General features: G+C 53.1%; 12 protein-coding genes. 6 read left to right on the forward strand and 6 right to left on the reverse strand.

Features of this window, described 5'->3' with window-relative positions:
• Positions 1-465: 465 nt before the first annotated feature.
• On the forward strand, positions 466-1,050 hold the full coding sequence (locus tag CAMM_RS04370; protein WP_003849210.1) for a TIR domain-containing protein: 585 nt from the start codon (positions 466-468) through the stop codon (positions 1,048-1,050).
• Position 1,051: 1 nt separating this feature from the next.
• Complete coding sequence (locus tag CAMM_RS04375; protein ID WP_003849209.1) at positions 1,052-1,927, forward strand: DUF4231 domain-containing protein; 876 nt, start codon at positions 1,052-1,054, stop codon at positions 1,925-1,927.
• Positions 1,928-2,606: 679 nt separating this feature from the next.
• Here the strand turns inward: CAMM_RS04375 and CAMM_RS04380 are convergent.
• The 3 genes from CAMM_RS04380 to CAMM_RS04390 form a co-directional block, all read right to left on the reverse strand.
• Complete coding sequence (locus tag CAMM_RS04380; RefSeq protein ID WP_169307536.1) at positions 2,607-3,659, reverse strand: ImmA/IrrE family metallo-endopeptidase; 1,053 nt, start codon at positions 3,657-3,659, stop codon at positions 2,607-2,609.
• 201 nt (positions 3,660-3,860) lie between these two features.
• Complete coding sequence (gene glnA, locus CAMM_RS04385; RefSeq protein WP_040356291.1) at positions 3,861-5,303, reverse strand: type I glutamate--ammonia ligase; 1,443 nt, start codon at positions 5,301-5,303, stop codon at positions 3,861-3,863.
• A 51-nt stretch (positions 5,304-5,354) separates the two neighbouring features.
• A complete protein-coding gene (locus tag CAMM_RS04390; protein ID WP_003849200.1) occupies positions 5,355-6,512 on the reverse strand; it encodes a tyramine oxidase subunit B in 1,158 nt (385 codons plus the stop codon).
• 392 nt (positions 6,513-6,904) lie between these two features.
• Between CAMM_RS04390 and CAMM_RS04395 the strand changes: the two genes are divergently transcribed.
• A complete protein-coding gene (locus CAMM_RS04395; protein WP_003849196.1) occupies positions 6,905-7,453 on the forward strand; it encodes an excalibur calcium-binding domain-containing protein in 549 nt (182 codons plus the stop codon).
• An 84-nt stretch (positions 7,454-7,537) separates the two neighbouring features.
• Here the strand turns inward: CAMM_RS04395 and CAMM_RS04400 are convergent, their stop codons facing one another.
• Both CAMM_RS04400 and CAMM_RS04405 read right to left on the reverse strand, forming a co-directional pair.
• Complete coding sequence (locus tag CAMM_RS04400) at positions 7,538-8,341, reverse strand: excalibur calcium-binding domain-containing protein (protein ID WP_003849195.1); 804 nt, start codon at positions 8,339-8,341, stop codon at positions 7,538-7,540.
• Between the two features lie 177 nt (positions 8,342-8,518).
• On the reverse strand, positions 8,519-10,096 hold the full coding sequence (locus CAMM_RS04405; RefSeq protein WP_003849193.1) for a DUF5129 domain-containing protein: 1,578 nt from the start codon (positions 10,094-10,096) through the stop codon (positions 8,519-8,521).
• Positions 10,097-10,358: 262 nt separating this feature from the next.
• Between CAMM_RS04405 and CAMM_RS04410 the strand changes: the two genes are divergently transcribed.
• The 3 genes from CAMM_RS04410 (at position 10,359) to CAMM_RS04420 (ending at position 16,487) form a co-directional block, all read left to right on the forward strand.
• Complete coding sequence (locus CAMM_RS04410; RefSeq protein ID WP_003849191.1) at positions 10,359-13,607, forward strand: LamG-like jellyroll fold domain-containing protein; 3,249 nt, start codon at positions 10,359-10,361, stop codon at positions 13,605-13,607.
• A 260-nt stretch (positions 13,608-13,867) separates the two neighbouring features.
• A complete protein-coding gene (locus CAMM_RS04415) occupies positions 13,868-15,133 on the forward strand; it encodes a Fic family protein (RefSeq protein WP_003849189.1) in 1,266 nt (421 codons plus the stop codon).
• A 64-nt stretch (positions 15,134-15,197) separates the two neighbouring features.
• Positions 15,198-16,487 (forward strand): trimeric intracellular cation channel family protein, encoded by a 1,290-nt coding sequence (locus tag CAMM_RS04420; RefSeq protein WP_003849186.1) that lies wholly within the window; start codon positions 15,198-15,200, stop codon positions 16,485-16,487.
• A 37-nt stretch (positions 16,488-16,524) separates the two neighbouring features.
• Here the strand turns inward: CAMM_RS04420 and CAMM_RS04425 are convergent, their stop codons facing one another.
• Positions 16,525-17,427, reverse strand: coding sequence for a hypothetical protein (locus CAMM_RS04425; RefSeq protein WP_040356284.1), 903 nt, complete (start codon positions 17,425-17,427; stop codon positions 16,525-16,527).
• Positions 17,428-17,549: the final 122 nt, after the last annotated feature.

Below are 17,549 nucleotides of genomic sequence, written 5' to 3' on the forward strand. Positions count from 1 at the left end.
TTTCGCAGCCATACTTACGGCGGGGGCGGGCCGTGGGAGGTATTCGCAAATGGCGTGGCTGGAGAAGACGGAACACAAAGTGGTTCTAAGCATAGACTTCTGCTCATGACTTCATCGGAACTCGTGTTCTGAAATGTTTTGGCTGATTAGCTAGCCCGAGGCAAAGCAGTTCTCGATGTGAATTGTTTTCCGGCATAAATCAAGAGCTATTTAGATGCAGATTACTGCGAAGTTCCGCTCTGTCTGCATGATCTGCGCAGAAGGCACAACTGGGAGCGCTGGCTATGTACTCCTCGAGGATCGAGCGTCATCTAAAGATAAGCGGTATTCGTGAAAGTGAATCGCTACGTTTCCGGAACTGGGAGCCTCGCGATAGTATTGCTCTAAACGGCTTAAATGATAAGACAACCATCATCTGTGGCTAACGAAATCATTTGGGCGAAAGGGTGCATGTGGAGGTCGTGCATGGGACATAAGGTTTACATATCTTTCAAAACTGAGGACGCAAGGTTTAAGGAGGAGATTCAATCATGGGAGCACTTAGACTATGTCGACAAATCATTAAATGAACCTATTGATTCTGAGAACGATGATTATGTGCTCAGAACAATTCGTGAAGAGTATCTGCATGATTCCACAGTTACAGTTTTCCTGATCGGCGAGAATAGTAGTGAAGACTTAGGAGCATGGGAGCAGCGATTTATAAAAGGCGAATTGCAAGCATCGCTGTATAACAGAGAAGGGAATACCAAGAGTGGGGTTTTAGGAGTAGTTCTGCCGAGTATGATGAGCACGGTATATAAAGGGAGCCTCAAATGCTCCCAATGCGGTGAAACTCATAGAACTGTAATGATCAATGATTCTACAGTCATAAAAGAATTCAGCTTCAATTTCTATATTCCGAAGGTCGGATGTGCTTGGGCTGAGTCGGAGAGGTTCTGTGTATTAGTTCCTTGGGAATCATTTAAAGACGACCCGAACACTTGGATAGATAAGGCCTACGATAAGCGTTCAGAAGCGATTGCGGCCAAGACCAAAGTTAGGCCATAGTATGATGGATACGCTTGAGTTTCCTAGCCTATTGGCAGCCACGGAGAAAGTTTCGGCCTCGGCACAGAAATCCTTCTTTTTTGCGACAGGCAGTGCCTTTCTATTGCTCGCAGTTGCATCGTTAGCGGCACTAGTTTCGCCAAGCGGGTCGATAGGCTTTGTCGGCTCGATAGTGAGCGTAGCGTCGTTTATTGGCGCACTCGTTATTCAGTTGAGTAGTGCCAAAAAAGAACAGGAACAAAAATGGTACCAAGCGCGGGCAGCCTCTGAGTCCATTAAGACTGCGTCATGGGAGTTTGCCGTTGGAGGTGAAGCATTCAGACTTGATGATGCGACAGCAGAAGACAGATTCAGTGAAACTTTGCGGGAAATTTTGAGCGACTTGAAATCTCTGGATATCGGTACCGCTGTTACTACGGAGTCCTCCGCAACCGAATCAATGGCTGCTCTACGAGAAGCAGATTTAGCAACTCGCGCAGAGACTTATCGTTCCCAGCGAGTTGACGATCAGGTCAAATGGTATTCGGCAAAGGCTGCGCAGAATAAGAATAGGAATCGTCGGTACATAATTCTTGTAGTCTGCGTTGAAGTTATTGCAATTCTTCTAGGGTTATTCAGCATAGCTGGCCACGGCACTATAGATTTGATGTCACCTGCTGCAGCGATTGCTGCAGGATTGATTGGTTGGATGCAAGCTAAGAAGTTTGCAAATCTTTCGGTCGCGTATGCAGTCACGAGTCACGAAGTTTCGCTGATTCCTCCGACACTCTTCTCTGCCGCCACGGAACCGGAATGGGCCCAAGCAGTACATGATGCTGAGGCCGCATTCAGCCGTGAGCACACCATGTGGTTAGCACGTAGGCAGGGGCCCGTTTAGGAGCGGTGGCTACAGGGGCCTCTTATTCCAACTTCCCCCAGTTGACGCTCGCGTGAGGGGCAACTACCTAAGAAATGTATAACAGTTTGAGGTCCTTATGCGTTGGTTTTCAGTGGAGGGTTAGAATTTTGCCGTCGAATTTTCGGCGGGCGTAGACACTGAGCGGTGCTTCGCTGATGATGCTGCTGACAGTGAGGAATTTAGAATCCTTTCGAAAGCATCGAGTGAGTGAGGCATGCGGAGTCAAACTTGACCCCTTCTGGTTCGAATTCGCAGTGGTATTTGGTGGTGGTCGGGAAGCGATGCAGTCGGCAGCTGGCTTTTCCCAGATGCGCCGGGGTGCGGCTTATCTGCTAGACGCGTCGTCCGAAAAATTTCGCCTCAGAAACGTTGGCCAGGCATCGATTGAAATTCAGTGTCGGCGGGGTATGTGTCAGCACTGACGGTGTGCAAATTCGATTTCCTTCCGTGGCGTCGCCCATCATAGAAAAGGCTCTGCGCTTCCACAGATCCTGGTCCGCTTAGTACTTAGGCCATTGTCAATTTCATGTGACGTTATCTTGCCGTTCTCTATCTCGGTGTTCTTATTTGTTCCTTCGTAGAAGATAGCAGGCTACTAGAGGCAAATTGCGTAATGTTTCTGGGTGCTCTGGCTTGAGAAGCTGAGCGCTTATCTGGGCTATCCGAAAATAGCTAGGTTGGTAGCGAAAATACCGAAGTCGATCACATCGTGTGGCAAACCAAGCTGCTTCGCAAGGTCCTTCCGGGATTGGAATTTGGGATTGTGCTTGTCGAATACCTGGTCAAAGATTCGGGACCGCTCGAAGTGCGGCAGTCCGTTAGGTTCACCGTCCTTGTATCCGCGCTGGTTGAGAGCTGCGCAACGTCGTTTGTAGGTGGCGTCACTTAAAATTCCAGCGAGATGAAGGGACACTACGGTGGCCATGGCCGACACTCTATATGTGGCTTTGAACGCAAAGATCTCAGTGAGGTTCGGCAGCTTAGGAAGGTAAGCCTTGAGCGCTGCTTCTGCGATGAGAAACTCTGAAGCAAAGGCATCGGCTTCCTTCTCTTGCTGTGGGTTGTCGCCGCCCACGGAATTGTGGTGGAGGACTAGGTGTCCAAGCTCATGGGCAATGTCGAACCTGCTGCGCTCAGGTGTCTTCTGCCGTGACGAGAAAATTACGGGCTGTGCTCCGGCCCAGGCAGAAAATGCGTCGACATCTTTCGCGACATTAGTTAAGCCATAGACAGAAATTCCTCGTGATTCACAGAGCTGGACCATATTAGGGGCGGGATTGGTACCAAGGCCCCATGCTTGACGGAGTAGCTGGGCAGCAAGCTTTGGAGTCTCATTGGATAGGCCCATCCAGTCGAGTGTTGGAACCGTGTATTTTTTGCGAATCCAGGAATCGATTTGGGTAAGCAGATTGCCGTTTGCAATGGCAGATTCGCGATGTGCTGCTTGTGCCTTCCGGCCTGCGAGAAAATTGATGTTGGAGCGCTCGAGAACCTGTGGATGGGATGCACTGAGAAATTCTGGGGGAACAGTGAGGGCGCGGCTGAGCGTTTCTTGTAAGTCAGAGGGGAAGCCCTCATTTAGGTACCGAGTATATGTATGGGGAGTTACCGAAATTTCGCGGGCAAGTGAGGTTTTCCCAATGGCGCGAAGACACCGCGCTTGCTCGACGCTGGCGGTCTCGAGTCTGGTTTCAAGTGATGAAGAGGTCAAAGTCATCATCCAAAATGTCGGGAACTGGAGTTAACACCCGAAACCACTTCTTCGGGACTGTACGCCCGAGTATAGAAGGCGAGACGAAGGTGGGTGTAACTTCATGCAGCTGGCCATCATTGCCAGCCAAACGCCGCAAATAAGAATAGGACCGCCCGATTCTCGGACAGTCCTAGCCATTGTGTAGACGCGTGGTACGAGCTAGACGTTGTAGTACAGCTCGAATTCCTTCGGGGACGGTCCCTGGCGTAGTGGTTGGATTTCGCGGTCGAATTTGAGGCGGGCATAGGCGTCAAGGAAGTCTTCGCTCATGACGTTGCCGGCGGTGAGGAACTCGTGGTCTTTTTCGAGGGCATCGAGGGATGCTTCCAGCGAGTGAGGCACACGCGGGATGTCTTTGAGCTCTTCTGGTTCCAGCTCGTAGAGGTCTTTATCGACGGGCTCGCCGGGTTCGATGCGGTTGATGATGCCGTCGATGCCTGCCATTAGCTGTGCAGTAAATGCGAGGTAAGGGTTAGCTGATGGGTCCGGGGCGCGGAACTCGATGCGCTTGGCGGCAGGGTTATCGCCGGTTAGTGGGATACGGATTGCGGCTGAGCGGTTGGACTGGGAGTACGCCAGGTTAACTGGTGCTTCGAAACCGGAGTACAGGCGGCGGTAGGAGTTCACCGTCGGGTTGGTCAGTGCCAATACTGCGGGAGCGTGCTTGAGAAGGCCGCCGATGTAGTAGCGGGCCATATCGGAAAGTCCTGCGTATCCGGTCTCATCATAGAAAAGTGGCTTGCCGTCTTTCCACAGGGATTGGTGGGCGTGCATGCCGGAGCCGCCATCGCCAGCTAATGGCTTGGGCATAAAGGTCGCAGTTTGACCGTGTGCTTCAGCAGTATTGCGAACGATGTACTTAAACGCCTGCATGTCATCGCCAGCGTGCAGCAAGTCGGAGTACTTGTAGTTAACTTCCTGGATACCGCCGGTTGCTACCTCGTGGTGGAAGCGTTCAATTTCAAAACCGATTTGCTCCAAGTTGTAGACAATGTCATCGCGGACAGGGATGGTCTTGTCATAAGGAGCGACAGGGAAGTAGCCGTCGTTGATGCGGATCTGGTTGCCGCGGTTGGGGCTGCCATCCATCATGGTTTCCTCGCCGGAGCGCCACCAACCTTCATCCGAGTCCACGTGGTGGAAGGAATGGTTCACGCCAGAGGAATAGCGGACGGAATCAAAGACATAGAACTCTGCTTCCGCACCGATGGAACATGTATCGGCAATACCGGTTTCCTTTAAGTACTCCTGCGCATTTTGCGCGATAGAGCGAGGATCGCGGCTATACGAGGTCTGGGAGAGGGGATCGCGGACAAAGAACTGCATATTAATGGTCTTGTGTTCGCGGAAGGGATCGACATAGGCCGTGAGTGGATCCGGGACTAGGATCATGTCGGATTTATCCACGGTGGCAAAGCCGGGGATGGAGGAGCCATCGAAAGCAAAGCCCTCGATGGCTGTCTCCTCCGACAGCAAGCGAGCTGGCACTGTTAATGCGTGCTCAGCGCCGAAAATATCGCTGAAGCGGATATCCAAATAGCGCACCTCCTCAGCCTGGATAAATTCGATGACATCTTGCACTGAGGAAGCTTTTAAGCTCACTGTAAAAACACGCCTTCGTGTGTGATTGTTGGTTTGTTGATTACGGACAGATTATGAAAGTGCTGGGATATCCCACAAATTCAGTGGGGTACCCAAGTTCTTATCCAATGCCTGGTGGTAGACATCTGTTGCCCATGCTACGTCTTCCACGGGCATGCCACCGATGGAATAGAAGAAGATTTCTTCATCATTGCTACGACCGGGGGTATTGCCATCGGCGATGGAGCCGATATTGGCGATGTCAGATTCTTTCAAGGTTCCTTCTTGGACCATGTCCCACCAGCGGTTGCCGGGGATTCCGAGCAGACGCTCGTAGGTGACATCAGGGCCGTTTTCGTTAAACCACTCGGCGTAAAGCCCCTTGTAATCCACGACCAGGCGGGCGCCGCCGGAGGTGATGAAGTCATCATCGAAACGCGCTGCCGCGGGGGCGAGTACGAGCGCGCCGGGCTTGAGCCAATCCTTGTTGAAGTAAGGAAAGCCCTTGGGGCCATCTTGGGAAGTGGATGTACCAGCGATGAGGATATCGGAATTCTCGATAGCCTCTTGCTCAGTTTCCACAACAGTGAATTCGATACCTGGGTGCGTTTCACGCAGGTAAGTCGCTGTGCGCTCCGTGGATTCCGGGGTGCGGCCTTTAATCTTAACGCGCTTAATCGATGGGCGCTGGGTAATCGAGGAGGCCAAGATGGTGCGCGACATAACGCCTGGACCGATGATGCCGACTTCCTCGGCGTTCTCCACGGCCAAGTGCTTTACACCGACTGCTGGAACTGCGCCGGTGCGGTAGGCGGAGAGCAAGTTAGCGGACATAATTGCCTTGGGCGCGCCCGTGACCGTGTCATTGAGAACAAACACGTGGATGGAGCGTGGCAGGTCATGCTTGCGGTTTTCGGCATTGGAGCCGTACCACTTCACGCCGGTGTTGTTGAAGCGACCGCCGATGTAAGCGGGCATCGCCATGAAGCGACGGTCCGGGCCATTAGCCGGCATGCCGTCATGTTCTGGATTATCAGGGAAGTTGATCTGCGCACCGTGGGAGTTCGCGGATGCGCCTGCCATGCGGTAGTCGCCTTTATCCAAAAGAACCAGGGTTTCTTCCATGGTTTCTACGCACTTCGCGGCGTCGGTAACGCCAGCGTCGATCATGTCCTGCTCAGACAACCAAATCAGGTCAATTTGAGTACTAGCTTGCTCACTTGCGCTCATAGTCTCACTTCCAGGTGTTGGCACATCTGCGAGTCCAAAACGCTGTTTCCAGCAAAACGACCCGCCGATGTGCGATTGCGAAATCTAAGGTCTACGTTGTGCAGCCTATAGAAGTATCGAAAAGAATGTTTCGCTTACCTACAGAAAAAGCAGTGTTTAAAAAGCGCCGATCCCCCGGTTACACTCCGGCTTTGCCTGAACAAGCGTTCAAAAAATCGTATGCTGCGGAAATGCCCTATAACAGGGGTGAAAGCATGGTTAGAGTTGGCTTTGCTTTGGGGTGTTCGCGAAAATCCAGCTACCAAACTTGAATCTTTATGTCGTCCTCTGGCCGGTTGCATTTTGACTGGCAAAAGTATGTGTAGGAGCTGTGTGCATACTATCTTTTACGTATGTATAAAAGAATAATTACTGCACTCGTTGCAGGTACGCTTACCCTGTCCGTGGTTCCCGTTGCACATGCTGACGAACCTGATCTTGGTACCAACCAAGAGGTCACCGAAAATCAAAGTGCTCAGTCCTCGAGCGAGGACACTTCAAGCACCGACACTTCAAGCTCGGATGACGGAGTGCAGGGTGGATCAAGTGTTGAAACATTCGTAGCCGTCGCGGTGATCGCGGGTGTAGCTGCAGCTATTGGCGGCGGAGTCCACTGGGCAGTTCAGCAACGAATCATCCCCAACCCTCTCCCTGGAATTATCCCGACCCCACCTGCACCAAAGAAGCCTCAGGTACAAAAGGCCGTGGCGAAGCCAGCTCCTGTGCCAGCACCTAAGGCGAACCCGGCACCGGTACGTCGCCCCGTGCCCGCCGTCGGTTACCAGAACTGTACGGATGTGTGGAATAAACTCGGGCGCTCGATTTACCCGAGGGACGCTGGTTTCCAGTCCAAATTTGATCGCGATGGCGATGGCGTAGGTTGCGAAAGAGACCCACGTTAAAAAATCTGATTAATAGTCCTAGAAATAAGTAGTGAGCAGTGCTCCGGAGAAAAACCGGACACTGCTCACTTTTGGTTCCTGGTCTTATTCGCAGGCGACACCGTCGCCGTCACGGTCCAATTTAGGGGCGTAACCAGGAGAGCCGATGTATAGGGGAGCTGCACCCGCCGCGCGAACTGCAGAACAGTTCTGGTAGTACACGGACGGAGATTCCTGGATTACCGGAGCAGCGGGTTGTTGGTAGAACTGCTGTTGAACCGGCTCCGGGGTAGGTGTGTAGACAGGCTGACGCTCTTGGTGGATTTCCTCAACATAGGGCTCTTCCACTGGCTCCTCAGTTGTTGGTTCAGCGGTAGGAGTTGATGAAGTCGTAGAGGAAGTGGTCGAAGTCGTGCTGGTCGTTGACGTTGTAGATGTCATCGAACTTGTAGTTGTACTCGACGTTGTTTTCTCTGATGTCGTGGTCGGCGCAACGGAAGAAGTTTCTGGAGCCACAGGTTCGGAGGAAGCAGGATTCTCTGGTGTAAAAATGGAGACAGCTGCAAAAGCGAGGAAACTGATGAAGGCTACCCATCCCCAGCGGCGCTTGACCGGTGTGGGTTCCGGGATCGAATCACCCATGCCCGCAATCACGGTGTGGTCGGTAGCCGGATCAAGATATTCACGCCACTGTTCGTGTGCCTGAGCACTTTGTGCATATTCCTTCTGGGCCTTCTTATCCCTGGATTCGCAGTAGAACCACCAAGCTCCGGGAATAAAGAAACCTAGCGCGCCAAATAGTATTTCCCAGTCCTCCTGAGTTGTGAGGACTGCTAATACGGTAAATGCAGCGAGGAGTATAGACGCTGAGGCTAAAATCCGAGCAGCGAGCTTGAATAATCGACCCATGTGAAGTTTTCCTTTCAGGCATGCTCAACAAACAGTAGGGAGGAGGGGGAGTTGAGCACTAAAGTGAACTAATAATATCCCATTTCTGCAGGTCTTCCTAAAAAATGAGGGCCTAAGAAGGTGAAGTTAGTTACAAAGGAACTCCACTAGTGCGATTTTAAATGGCCGTGCGTAACACTAGAACCCGGATGAGCCACCCGCGCCAGAGAAGCCGGAGCTAAAGCCGGTGTTCGCACCGCCGCCGGAGGAGGCGGATTGGGCGGCGACGTTGCTGGAGTGCCAGGAACTAAGCGCCCAGAAGGGGACGAAGTCGTTGTAGCCATAGCCGGGGCGCCAATTTGGTGAGGTCAGGGCAGGGGCGGTCAGATCGGTGCTCTTGTCCTCGTCGATGTCGGTGAACTCTTGCTTGCGTAGCTGTTCCAGCGCGAGGCGGTAATCACTGAGCAAGACCACGTATTGGTCGAGGAAGTCGGGCTCTTGCGTCGAATTCATCATGGAATCCGCACGATCGCGCAGCGTTTGCAGCTCGCGGTAGAGGCCGGATTCGGAGTCATCGAGAGCAACTTGCGCTTCCACCACGTCTTCGCGCAGCTCATGTAGTTCAGTACGGCGGGCGGTCTCATCGCCGTGCTCTAAGCGATAGAGCTTGTCGATGTTATCCTCCGCATAACTAACCTCCCTCGTCGTCAGCGCGGCTTCGTGGATTTTATCGGCGTTGTCGAGGAATTTCTTATCCGGATCCTGCGAGGTTAAGTTACCCAGCGCATCGACCTGGTTATGGATGTCGAAGAAGCGACGACGCACGGATTCCCACTGCGAGCGCATGGTGTTATCGGCAAATGGTGAGGTCAGCGAGTGCGCGCGGATATCGATTTCATCCAAGCGCGAGGCCAATTCAGCGTATTCTTTGCCCACCAGCGCCATTTCCGCACGCGCTTGGGCGATCCTTTTTGTCTTATAGCGGCGATATGCGCCCACGCTCATGCCGCCGGCAAAGACAACACCGGCGCCACCCACACCGGAGCCAACAAGCATGCCGCCGTAATCGCTATTGGCATCGTCGAAGCGGTCTTGTGCCAGAGTGGAAATATCGGTTGCTTCGTTCGCACCAGCGAATAGTCCTGCGGGAATATTATTATCTTTCACACCAGGTTTGACGGCATCGAGTGATTTATCCAGGTGCGAGCTATCGCGGAGGTCTAATGTTTCAGCCACGTCGTTGCCGGCGAAGACGAAAGCCTGGCGCGGGTCGAGACCGACGCCTACAATCAGGACGCCATCGGTGAAGTAGTCATCGCCGATAAGATCGGGGCGGTTATCGCGCAGGTATTCTTCGACCGTGTCATTGACATTGTCATCATTTTCTTCAAAGACAATATAGTGCAGCTGCTCGACAACGGCGGGAACCTCAAGCCGCTCTACATCGCGTGCCATGCGCGCTTCATCCTCGGCGCTGAGCACACCTTGAGGATTATGAATCTCCGTGCTGAAGCTATTAGTAATTTCCGTGGCTGCGGTATCGGAAATTTCATAGTCTGCACGCTGGGGCGCATCGACAGCCATGCCCACACCTGTCGCTAAAGCACCACCACCCAATGCTGCCGAAGCGATGGAGATGCCGACCATCTTGCCCCAGCCAGGCTTGGACTGCTTATTTACCTGCTCGAGCTCGCGCTCAGTCAATGCCTGCTGTTCATCGGCCGGCGTGGTCTTTTGGGCGTCGTCCTTGGTGGGCTTCTTTTTCTGCGAGCTCATATCAACCACGGTAGTTTATTACGTTTCTTCTCGGCGACAGGATTTCCCGCTTGTCACAAACGGTGTTCGTTAACCGAGCCACATAAGTGGTAGTTGTTTCATCTACCTAACGTTGGCCAGATGTTGTTTTGCAGTTTGTTTTGGCGTAACTCTGTCTCGCTAACCTGCTCCCCGGCAGGTCCTTAAAGGGGACCTGTTTTTGACGGGGGAATTGGGTTTTCTCCATGGGTATTGAACAACGACATAGAGGCGAGAAATCTATATGAAAACTAAATCGACTCGGCTGGCAGCATCATTAGTTGCCGCGAGCGCGGTGACGGTCAGTCAAGTTGCCATGGTCCAAGCGGCTTATGGGCAAGACAACGTACAAGCAGATCTTCTAGATATTGAAATTTCTGAATCCGGAGCAGTTGATACTGCCCGTGATGTTCCCGCACGAGTCCAAGGGGAACCAGAATTTGCTATCGACCCAGCGCTGGAAGCTCCTGTTGCGACTTTCGATGGCCAAGACGACGCTCTTCAGTTTGATATCGGCGATCAAGATGAAGCGCTATCCGATGGTTTCGCTGTGGAATGTACCTTCCGGCTCGATGGAGAGTTCGCCAGTGAAAAGAGCCTGTGCGCCAATAAGGAGGCTGGCGGTTTTGCCCTTGCGTTGTACGACAACCAGCTGTCTTTCATCATCAATGTTGGTTCCGGTTACCAGCAAGCTCGGGTAGAAGTTGATCCCGACCGCTGGTATCACGCCGTAGGTGTATGGAACGGTGAGGAAGCTCAGCTTTATCTCAACGGGGAACTCGCAGCGAGCAAGAAGACTTCCGGGGACTACAACGTGCCTACGGGAAACGCGGATTCCTTTACCGTCGGTGGTGACACTAACGGCCAAGACAAGCCACAGTTGCTAGCCGATGCCTCCTTCCGCAACGCACGCCTGTTCTCGGAGCCAGTGACGCCATCTGAGATTTCGGCGCTCTACAGCGAATCTGGAGTCGACAGCGACAAGAAGCTGGAATTAGCTTCGACCACTCCTGCTAGTGGAGACCACGTCAAAGACGCCGTAAAGCTCGATGTTGAATATGCCGATGACTCGTTGATTAGCGGCGAGCCGGTCTACGAGCTCGATGGCGAGCCAGTAGAAGCAGGCCAGCTCATTGGACCAGGTCTGCTAGAAGGAGAGCATGAACTGCTCATCCAGGCCAAGGATGTATTTGGTGGAAGCATCACGGAGCGGATCAACTTCACCAGCGGAAATATTCCAGAAGGCGGCGGCACGGATACGGGCCAAGGTGACGGCCGTGTAACCCTATCCGCTATCGCGGATAACCCCTCCGGTGGGGACGTGGAAACAACCTTCACCAAGGGTGCAACCTCTACTCCTGAGGGCGGTTTCCAAGGTGTAGTCAGCGATCTTCCGGAGTCACTCGATTTTGAGTACCAGGAAGGTTCTGAGATTTCTGGCGGTCTGAAACCAGGCGATGACGAAAGTGCCCAGACTGCGTCCACTCAGCAGATGCCTTTCCAGCGCTTTGACGTAGCACTTCCAGAAGACGGCTCTGAAGAAAACCAACTCGTGTGGAAGGGGCAGATTGACCCGAACCGCAGTGCGCGACTATTGGCGTGGAATACCGCTACCTCGACTTGGGATGAACTAGCGAGCGGCCGTGGCACCAACAACGGCGAGGCGAGCCTGAACGCAGACATCACCTCCGAGCACGTCGATGGCTCTACTGTCCACGCCATGGTCTTGGGCTATGACGTCTTCGCGGACGATATCCCGAATCGTGTCGAAGACAGCTTTGCAGATCCCAATGATTATGACTTCGCCATCTCGCACCACACTGATACCCAGTACATTGTCGAAGGTGCGGTAGAAAATGCCTCGCCAGAAGAACGCGCAGTGTGGAAGCAGTCCTACCTTGATGCCACACAATGGGTGGCCGATAACGCGGACGAGCGCAAAATTGCCTACCACGCGCACACCGGCGACATCATTGAAAACTGGATTCGGGAAACCAATGATGAAGACAACGCACGCAAAGAATTCGAAGTAGCATCGGAAGCCCAGCAAATCCTTGACGATGCAGAAATCGTCAACGGTGTGCTTCCCGGCAATCACGATAACTGGACCGGACGCGATACCGGCCCAGATAACCTATACAACGAATACTTTGGCCCGGAGCGCTATGAAGCTCTTGAGCAAACCGCCGGCTGGCAAGCACGCGATGCCTCGCACCACCCGTGGAAAGAAGGCGACAACGATAACCACTATGACCTGTTCACGGCTGAGGGCCTTGAATTCGTAGTGGTCAGCCTTGGCTTTGACGTCACGCAAGAAGAAGCCGATTGGGCCGATAGCGTGCTCAAGCAGTACCCAGACCGCAACGCCATCGTTCTTACCCACGCTTACAACAAGCCAAGCAACTCCCCGGATGGCCGAGGAGCGATGCCGTCTCACGATGGAAATATTGTGCTCGAAAGCGTCGTGGAGAAAAACCCCAATGTCTCGTTGGTGCTTTCTGGCCATGAGCACGGTGTATCCATTGTGACCCGCAAAGACGTCGGCGCCGAAGGCAACCACGTGACTGAGTTATTGGCCGATTATCAGTTCTACAAAGTGGGATCTGATGAGCTCGGTCTTACGGAAGTCGGTGGTTATGGCACTGATACTCCGCTGCAGTTTGGTGCGGCATTCCTGCGTCTGTTGCAATTTGATTTGGATGCCGGCGAGATGATCGTCGATACCTATTCACCGTTCCTCGACAACTTCGGGGCTACGGAATATGACGACCGTTCCCGCTATGACGGCACGGAAGACGATACTCGTCTTCCGGTACAGTTTGAAACGCGGAAAACGAGCTTTTCCACGGATGCCGTGACCTTGGTATCTGACACCGGGGAAGAAATCGGTAAAGCACAGGCGCGCTCTGGCTGGCCTGCACAGGTTAATTGGGCAGGCCTCGAATCCGACGAAGTTTATGCCTGGTATGCCACCAGCCGTGATATCGCTACTGGTGAAGAAGTTGAGCCAGGCGAAACCCGCCAGTTCGCGATCTTCACCGCACAGGATGCCGGTATCGATGCCGAAGCGCCGGAGCTAACAGTCCCCAACGAAGAGCTGGTTGTCGAAGCAGGCTCTCAGGCAGATCTTCTTGCTGGCGTTAGCGCCACCGATGGCGTTGATGGCGATCTCACCGACAAGATTGAAGTGATCGGAAACGCTGACTTCGACAAACCAGGCCGCTACGCCATCAGCTATGTCGTCAGCGATGCGAATGGCAATCAAGCGACCGCTAATCGTGTGGTCGTGGTGACTGAAGCAGAAAAGCCTGCGGGCTCTTCGGGTTCCTCTGGGTCGTCAGACTCTACGGGCTCTTCAGGTAGTTCGGACGGTTCTTCTCCGTCTGCTGGTTCCTCGGGATCATCGAAAAGCGGATTTTTCGGCATCTTTGACTCCCTTGGCCGAGCATTCCGGAGCCTTTTTAGCACTATCTCTGGAGTATTTCGCTTCTAAATTCTCGCTGTAGCTTTTATCGCCACCCTCCATTTTGAAGTATCGGAGGGTGGCGATAAATATTTGTGCAAGATTCAACTTTTCATCCGAGTTTTGGGCTTTGAAATGTCGAAAACTGCGCACTTTTGAAAGATAGAGGGCGTACGTCGAAATGAATTGGGAAAAAATAGGGAAAATTTCCCAACTTGGCTAAACTTAGAACTTAAAAGCGGAAATCTGCGCAATGTTTCAACTTTGAACAAGGAGATGAAGGAGTGAGGATGAGCGGGTCGAGCTATAAACAACTTAAAGTTATCTACCACCAATCAGGTAATGATGCCCGAACTCGTCATGAGTCCGAGCGGTTTGCGCGGACTAACTCTCCGTCGTCATTGCATTGGAACTACAGGGTCCATGGCCAGCCCGTCTTTGTAAACCTTGTCAGAGAATTGTCTGAGGTACTAGAAACCATCTGGCGGAAAGAGTTGGACATTCAGCGTCAATGGGCGCTGCTGCCCGGTGCAGCCAAAAACCACTACTTGCATTCCTTGCTGATTAGTGAAATTCGGTCAACGAACGAAATTGAAGGGATTTTCTCAACTCGTCAAGAAGTGCGTGAGGCGATTCAAGCTGCTGAGCACCCAGGGCTTTCAAATGGAACCCTTCGGCCATATCAGGAGATGGCCAAGACCTATTTGCTCTTGTTTGGAGAATTGGATGATTCTCGTGTTCGTTTTCCATCAACCTTGAGTGAACTGAGGGAGCTATATGATCAGCTTTTAGGGCGAGAAATTGCCGAAAAGGATCGGCTTGATGGTGAATTCTTCAGGGCAGGTCCGGTGTCAATTACTGATGGGATAAAAGTGATTCACCGGGGTGCTGAGGGCGAAGAATCGATCAATGCTGGGATCCAGACGATGCTGCAATCGCAACAGGAATCTGCACATCATTTGGTCAACGCGCTAGTTGGGCATTTTATACTGGAGCACGTTCACCCATTTTATGATGGCAATGGTCGGTTCGGACGGTTTTTATTGAGCCTGCGGCTTACCGAACTACTTTCTGCACCTACCGCAATTTCGCTTTCGTCCGCAGTCTTGCAACAGAAGAATGGTTATTACAAAGCATTCAAATTGGCGGAAGAAAAGCTCAACTCTGGCGAATTGACGTTCTTTGTGATGGATTTGGCCAAGATTTTGGTGGATGCCATGGAAGAACTACTGGATTCTTTGGTGAAAAAGAACAGTCAGCTAAGCATTATGCGAGAACAAGTTGCAACACTTATCTCCGAAGATCCGTCCGTCGACGACGCCTTGGATGAGAAAGAGTCAGACATTCTCTTTCTCTTGGGCCAAGTCCACCTATTCGGTCCTCGGTCAGGCATGACCATGGACGAGTTATGCCAAGTGATGGGGCGTACTCGGAGAAGTCTGCGTTCGGTAACCGTGCGGCTCCGCGAGCGCGGGTTGATTCGGGAGCTCAAGAAGAGCCCATTAGTGTTTGCCTTAACCGACGAGGCCATTGAACTTGTGGGCATTGCTGATTAATTGATTCACCTTAATCCTGCACTTCGCGCGGTAACGCAGTACAAATATCGTTTTGGTTTATACAATGAAGCGCATGCAAGAGGTCGATCCGCTCATTGATTCGTTGTACCGCTGGTCAGATGTCAGCGGTGTATTACTGATGGGAATCATTGGCGGAACCATCGCAAGACAACGTGGCTACGACATCATTGGTTTCTTTTTCATCGCGCTCTTTTCCTCCCTGGGTGGCGGCATGATCCGCGACGTGCTGATCAACCGAGGCACCGTTGCGGCGATGTCGCAGCCGGAATATCTAATCCTGGCGTTTACCGGCGCGCTGATTGCGCGCTTTGTGTATTTCAAAGGCCGCACCTGGGATATATTGCAGGCACACGGCGATGCGATTGTCTCCGGACTGTGGGCCGGAACCGGTACGGTCAAAGCGCTGACCTACGGTTTGCCGGTGGTGCCGTGCATCATGATGGGCGTATTTACTGCCACTGGTGGTTCGATGATTCGTGATGTGGTCACCGGCCGCGTACCCGGAGTCTTTGGCGATAATCAACCCACCGTCATCCCGGCGATTGCCGCGTCCGTCATTGTCTTGCTCTCTGACTCCATGGGATATCTGGCTGTCGGCATGGTTGTAGGTCCGGTCGTCAGTATCGTCTTATCTTTGCTCGGCTACTGGGGCGGGTGGCGTCTTAACTCCAACCCTGAGTGGGCGCCAGTGAATGAATCGGCCGCGCAAGTCGCCGAACTTGCCAAGAAGGCTGAGGATAAAAGCCGCGCGGTCGGCAGAAAGTATGAGCCGTCGCGTATTCGGTCGTGGCGGCATCGGCAGATGGAAAAGGCATTGCAGCGCCGCATTGAGCTGGAAGTTAAACGCGGTAAGCGCCGGTCGACTGCGGAATCTGATGCCGAAGAATTCCTGGAGACTTTTACCTCCGAATTCCAACCTGATGACACTGATACAGGGGAGCAGTACTCCGGATATACCTCGAGCCAGCCGGCGCCGATGCTCAAAGAATCTGAGCACAAGGCACCGGAGCCATCACCAGAACTAGCCGAGCGGGTTAAGCCGGTCACCGGCACGCCTTCCGATGCACGCCACGGCGATGACAACGGCGATGACCACGACGACGAGCACGAGAAAGAACCCGGCACGGGCTTCTTCGCGGATATCGGCATGGACTTTTCCGGCGAGGCCTATGAAAATTACGACGAGGAAACCAGCACCGACCACGTCGAGGAATCCAGCGAACGATCCGATGACGCGCACAATGAGATGCTGGACTTGATTCTCTCCGATGACAAACTCACCGATGAGCTGGTTAACCGCTTGATTAAGAAATACAAAGAGCGCGAAGACTAATTATTCGCGCTCTTGGCTGGCTGTATTCTCCGGTAGGTTAGCGAAGCTTAGACAACAAACCTTCTATCTCAGATACCGAGGAGCCCAATAGGGAGGAGAGATCCTCTGGGAGCGAATCTGCCTTCGGAGATTCGCTGGGGTTGGCGGGTTTGCCAGGCTGCTGGGGATCCTTTGGCGTGCCTTCATCCTGGGACTCATCGTCTTGGGAATCGTCCTTCGCATCGTCTTCTGGAGACTCACCTGCGGAGTCTTCAGGCTGGAAGTGTGCATCGAAAAGCGCAAAGCGTGCGTCCTGTGTGGATTCATCGGTGGCCCCACCGGTGGCCTCAGGGGAGGCGACCAAGGCTAAGTGTGGGTAGTCCTGGGCTTGGACGCGGCCATCGACGATGCCTAAGATTCCGTCTTCAGTCCACACGGTGGTGCCATCGAGCAGGCCGGTGCCTTGCTCATTGGTGCCGGTGTACTCGCCGAAGTCGATGAAATAGGTGCCGTTGATCTCCCCGACATAGGTGCCCTGGCCATCCTTGGCAGGTGAATCCGGGTAGGCAGGCTGGTGGAAGAACACCGTATCGCCTGGTTGTGGTGCCGGAGCGAAACCGGTGGTGGAGATGTCATTGGCCTCTACGTTTACCTGCTCATCCCACTGGATATAGGCCAGCTGCGTGCCCAAATCCGTCAAGCCGGAAGCGTGGAAGGTGCCTAAGCCGTCGAGGGCAGCGTTGTCCTCGCCGTACAGGCGCGTGGGATTATCGAAATTCTCGCAGTAATCCGCCAGGTACGAGCGGTTGGTGCTGGGGTCATTAAAGCTAACGATGCAATTGCCCACCAAGTCGCCCTGGGCAACCGAGGCGGTTTTGTCCTCCGCACCGGCGTTCGAGATCAATAGTGCGGCAGCAGTTGCAGAAACCGCCGCGGCGGCCAGTGCCTTTTTCAAAGCCATGAAAACTCCTGAATCAAAGATAGGGATAGGAAAGCCCATGCGGAAGTATGGATTCTCACCAGCGCGGACCTGTATGTATTGTAACGGAAGTGACTGGTGTGGCGCATGTGGTGAACGTTTTA

Source organism: Corynebacterium ammoniagenes DSM 20306 (assembly GCF_001941425.1).
Lineage (GTDB): Bacteria > Actinomycetota > Actinomycetes > Mycobacteriales > Mycobacteriaceae > Corynebacterium > Corynebacterium ammoniagenes.

Bases quoted from the DNA above. Each gene is read 5' to 3' on its own strand.
- CAMM_RS04370 (WP_003849210.1), top strand. From the start codon at position 466: ATGGGACATAAGGTTTACATATCTTTCAAAACTGAGGACGCAAGGTTT.
- CAMM_RS04375 (WP_003849209.1), top strand. From the start codon at position 1,052: ATGATGGATACGCTTGAGTTTCCTAGCCTATTGGCAGCCACGGAGAAA.
- CAMM_RS04390 (WP_003849200.1), bottom strand. From the start codon at position 6,512: ATGAGCGCAAGTGAGCAAGCTAGTACTCAAATTGACCTGATTTGGTTG.
- CAMM_RS04395 (WP_003849196.1), top strand. From the start codon at position 6,905: ATGTATAAAAGAATAATTACTGCACTCGTTGCAGGTACGCTTACCCTG.
- CAMM_RS04400 (WP_003849195.1), bottom strand. From the start codon at position 8,341: ATGGGTCGATTATTCAAGCTCGCTGCTCGGATTTTAGCCTCAGCGTCT.
- CAMM_RS04405 (WP_003849193.1), bottom strand. From the start codon at position 10,096: ATGAGCTCGCAGAAAAAGAAGCCCACCAAGGACGACGCCCAAAAGACC.
- CAMM_RS04410 (WP_003849191.1), top strand. From the start codon at position 10,359: ATGAAAACTAAATCGACTCGGCTGGCAGCATCATTAGTTGCCGCGAGC.
- CAMM_RS04415 (WP_003849189.1), top strand. From the start codon at position 13,868: ATGAGCGGGTCGAGCTATAAACAACTTAAAGTTATCTACCACCAATCA.
- CAMM_RS04420 (WP_003849186.1), top strand. From the start codon at position 15,198: ATGAAGCGCATGCAAGAGGTCGATCCGCTCATTGATTCGTTGTACCGC.
- CAMM_RS04425 (WP_040356284.1), bottom strand. From the start codon at position 17,427: ATGGCTTTGAAAAAGGCACTGGCCGCCGCGGCGGTTTCTGCAACTGCT.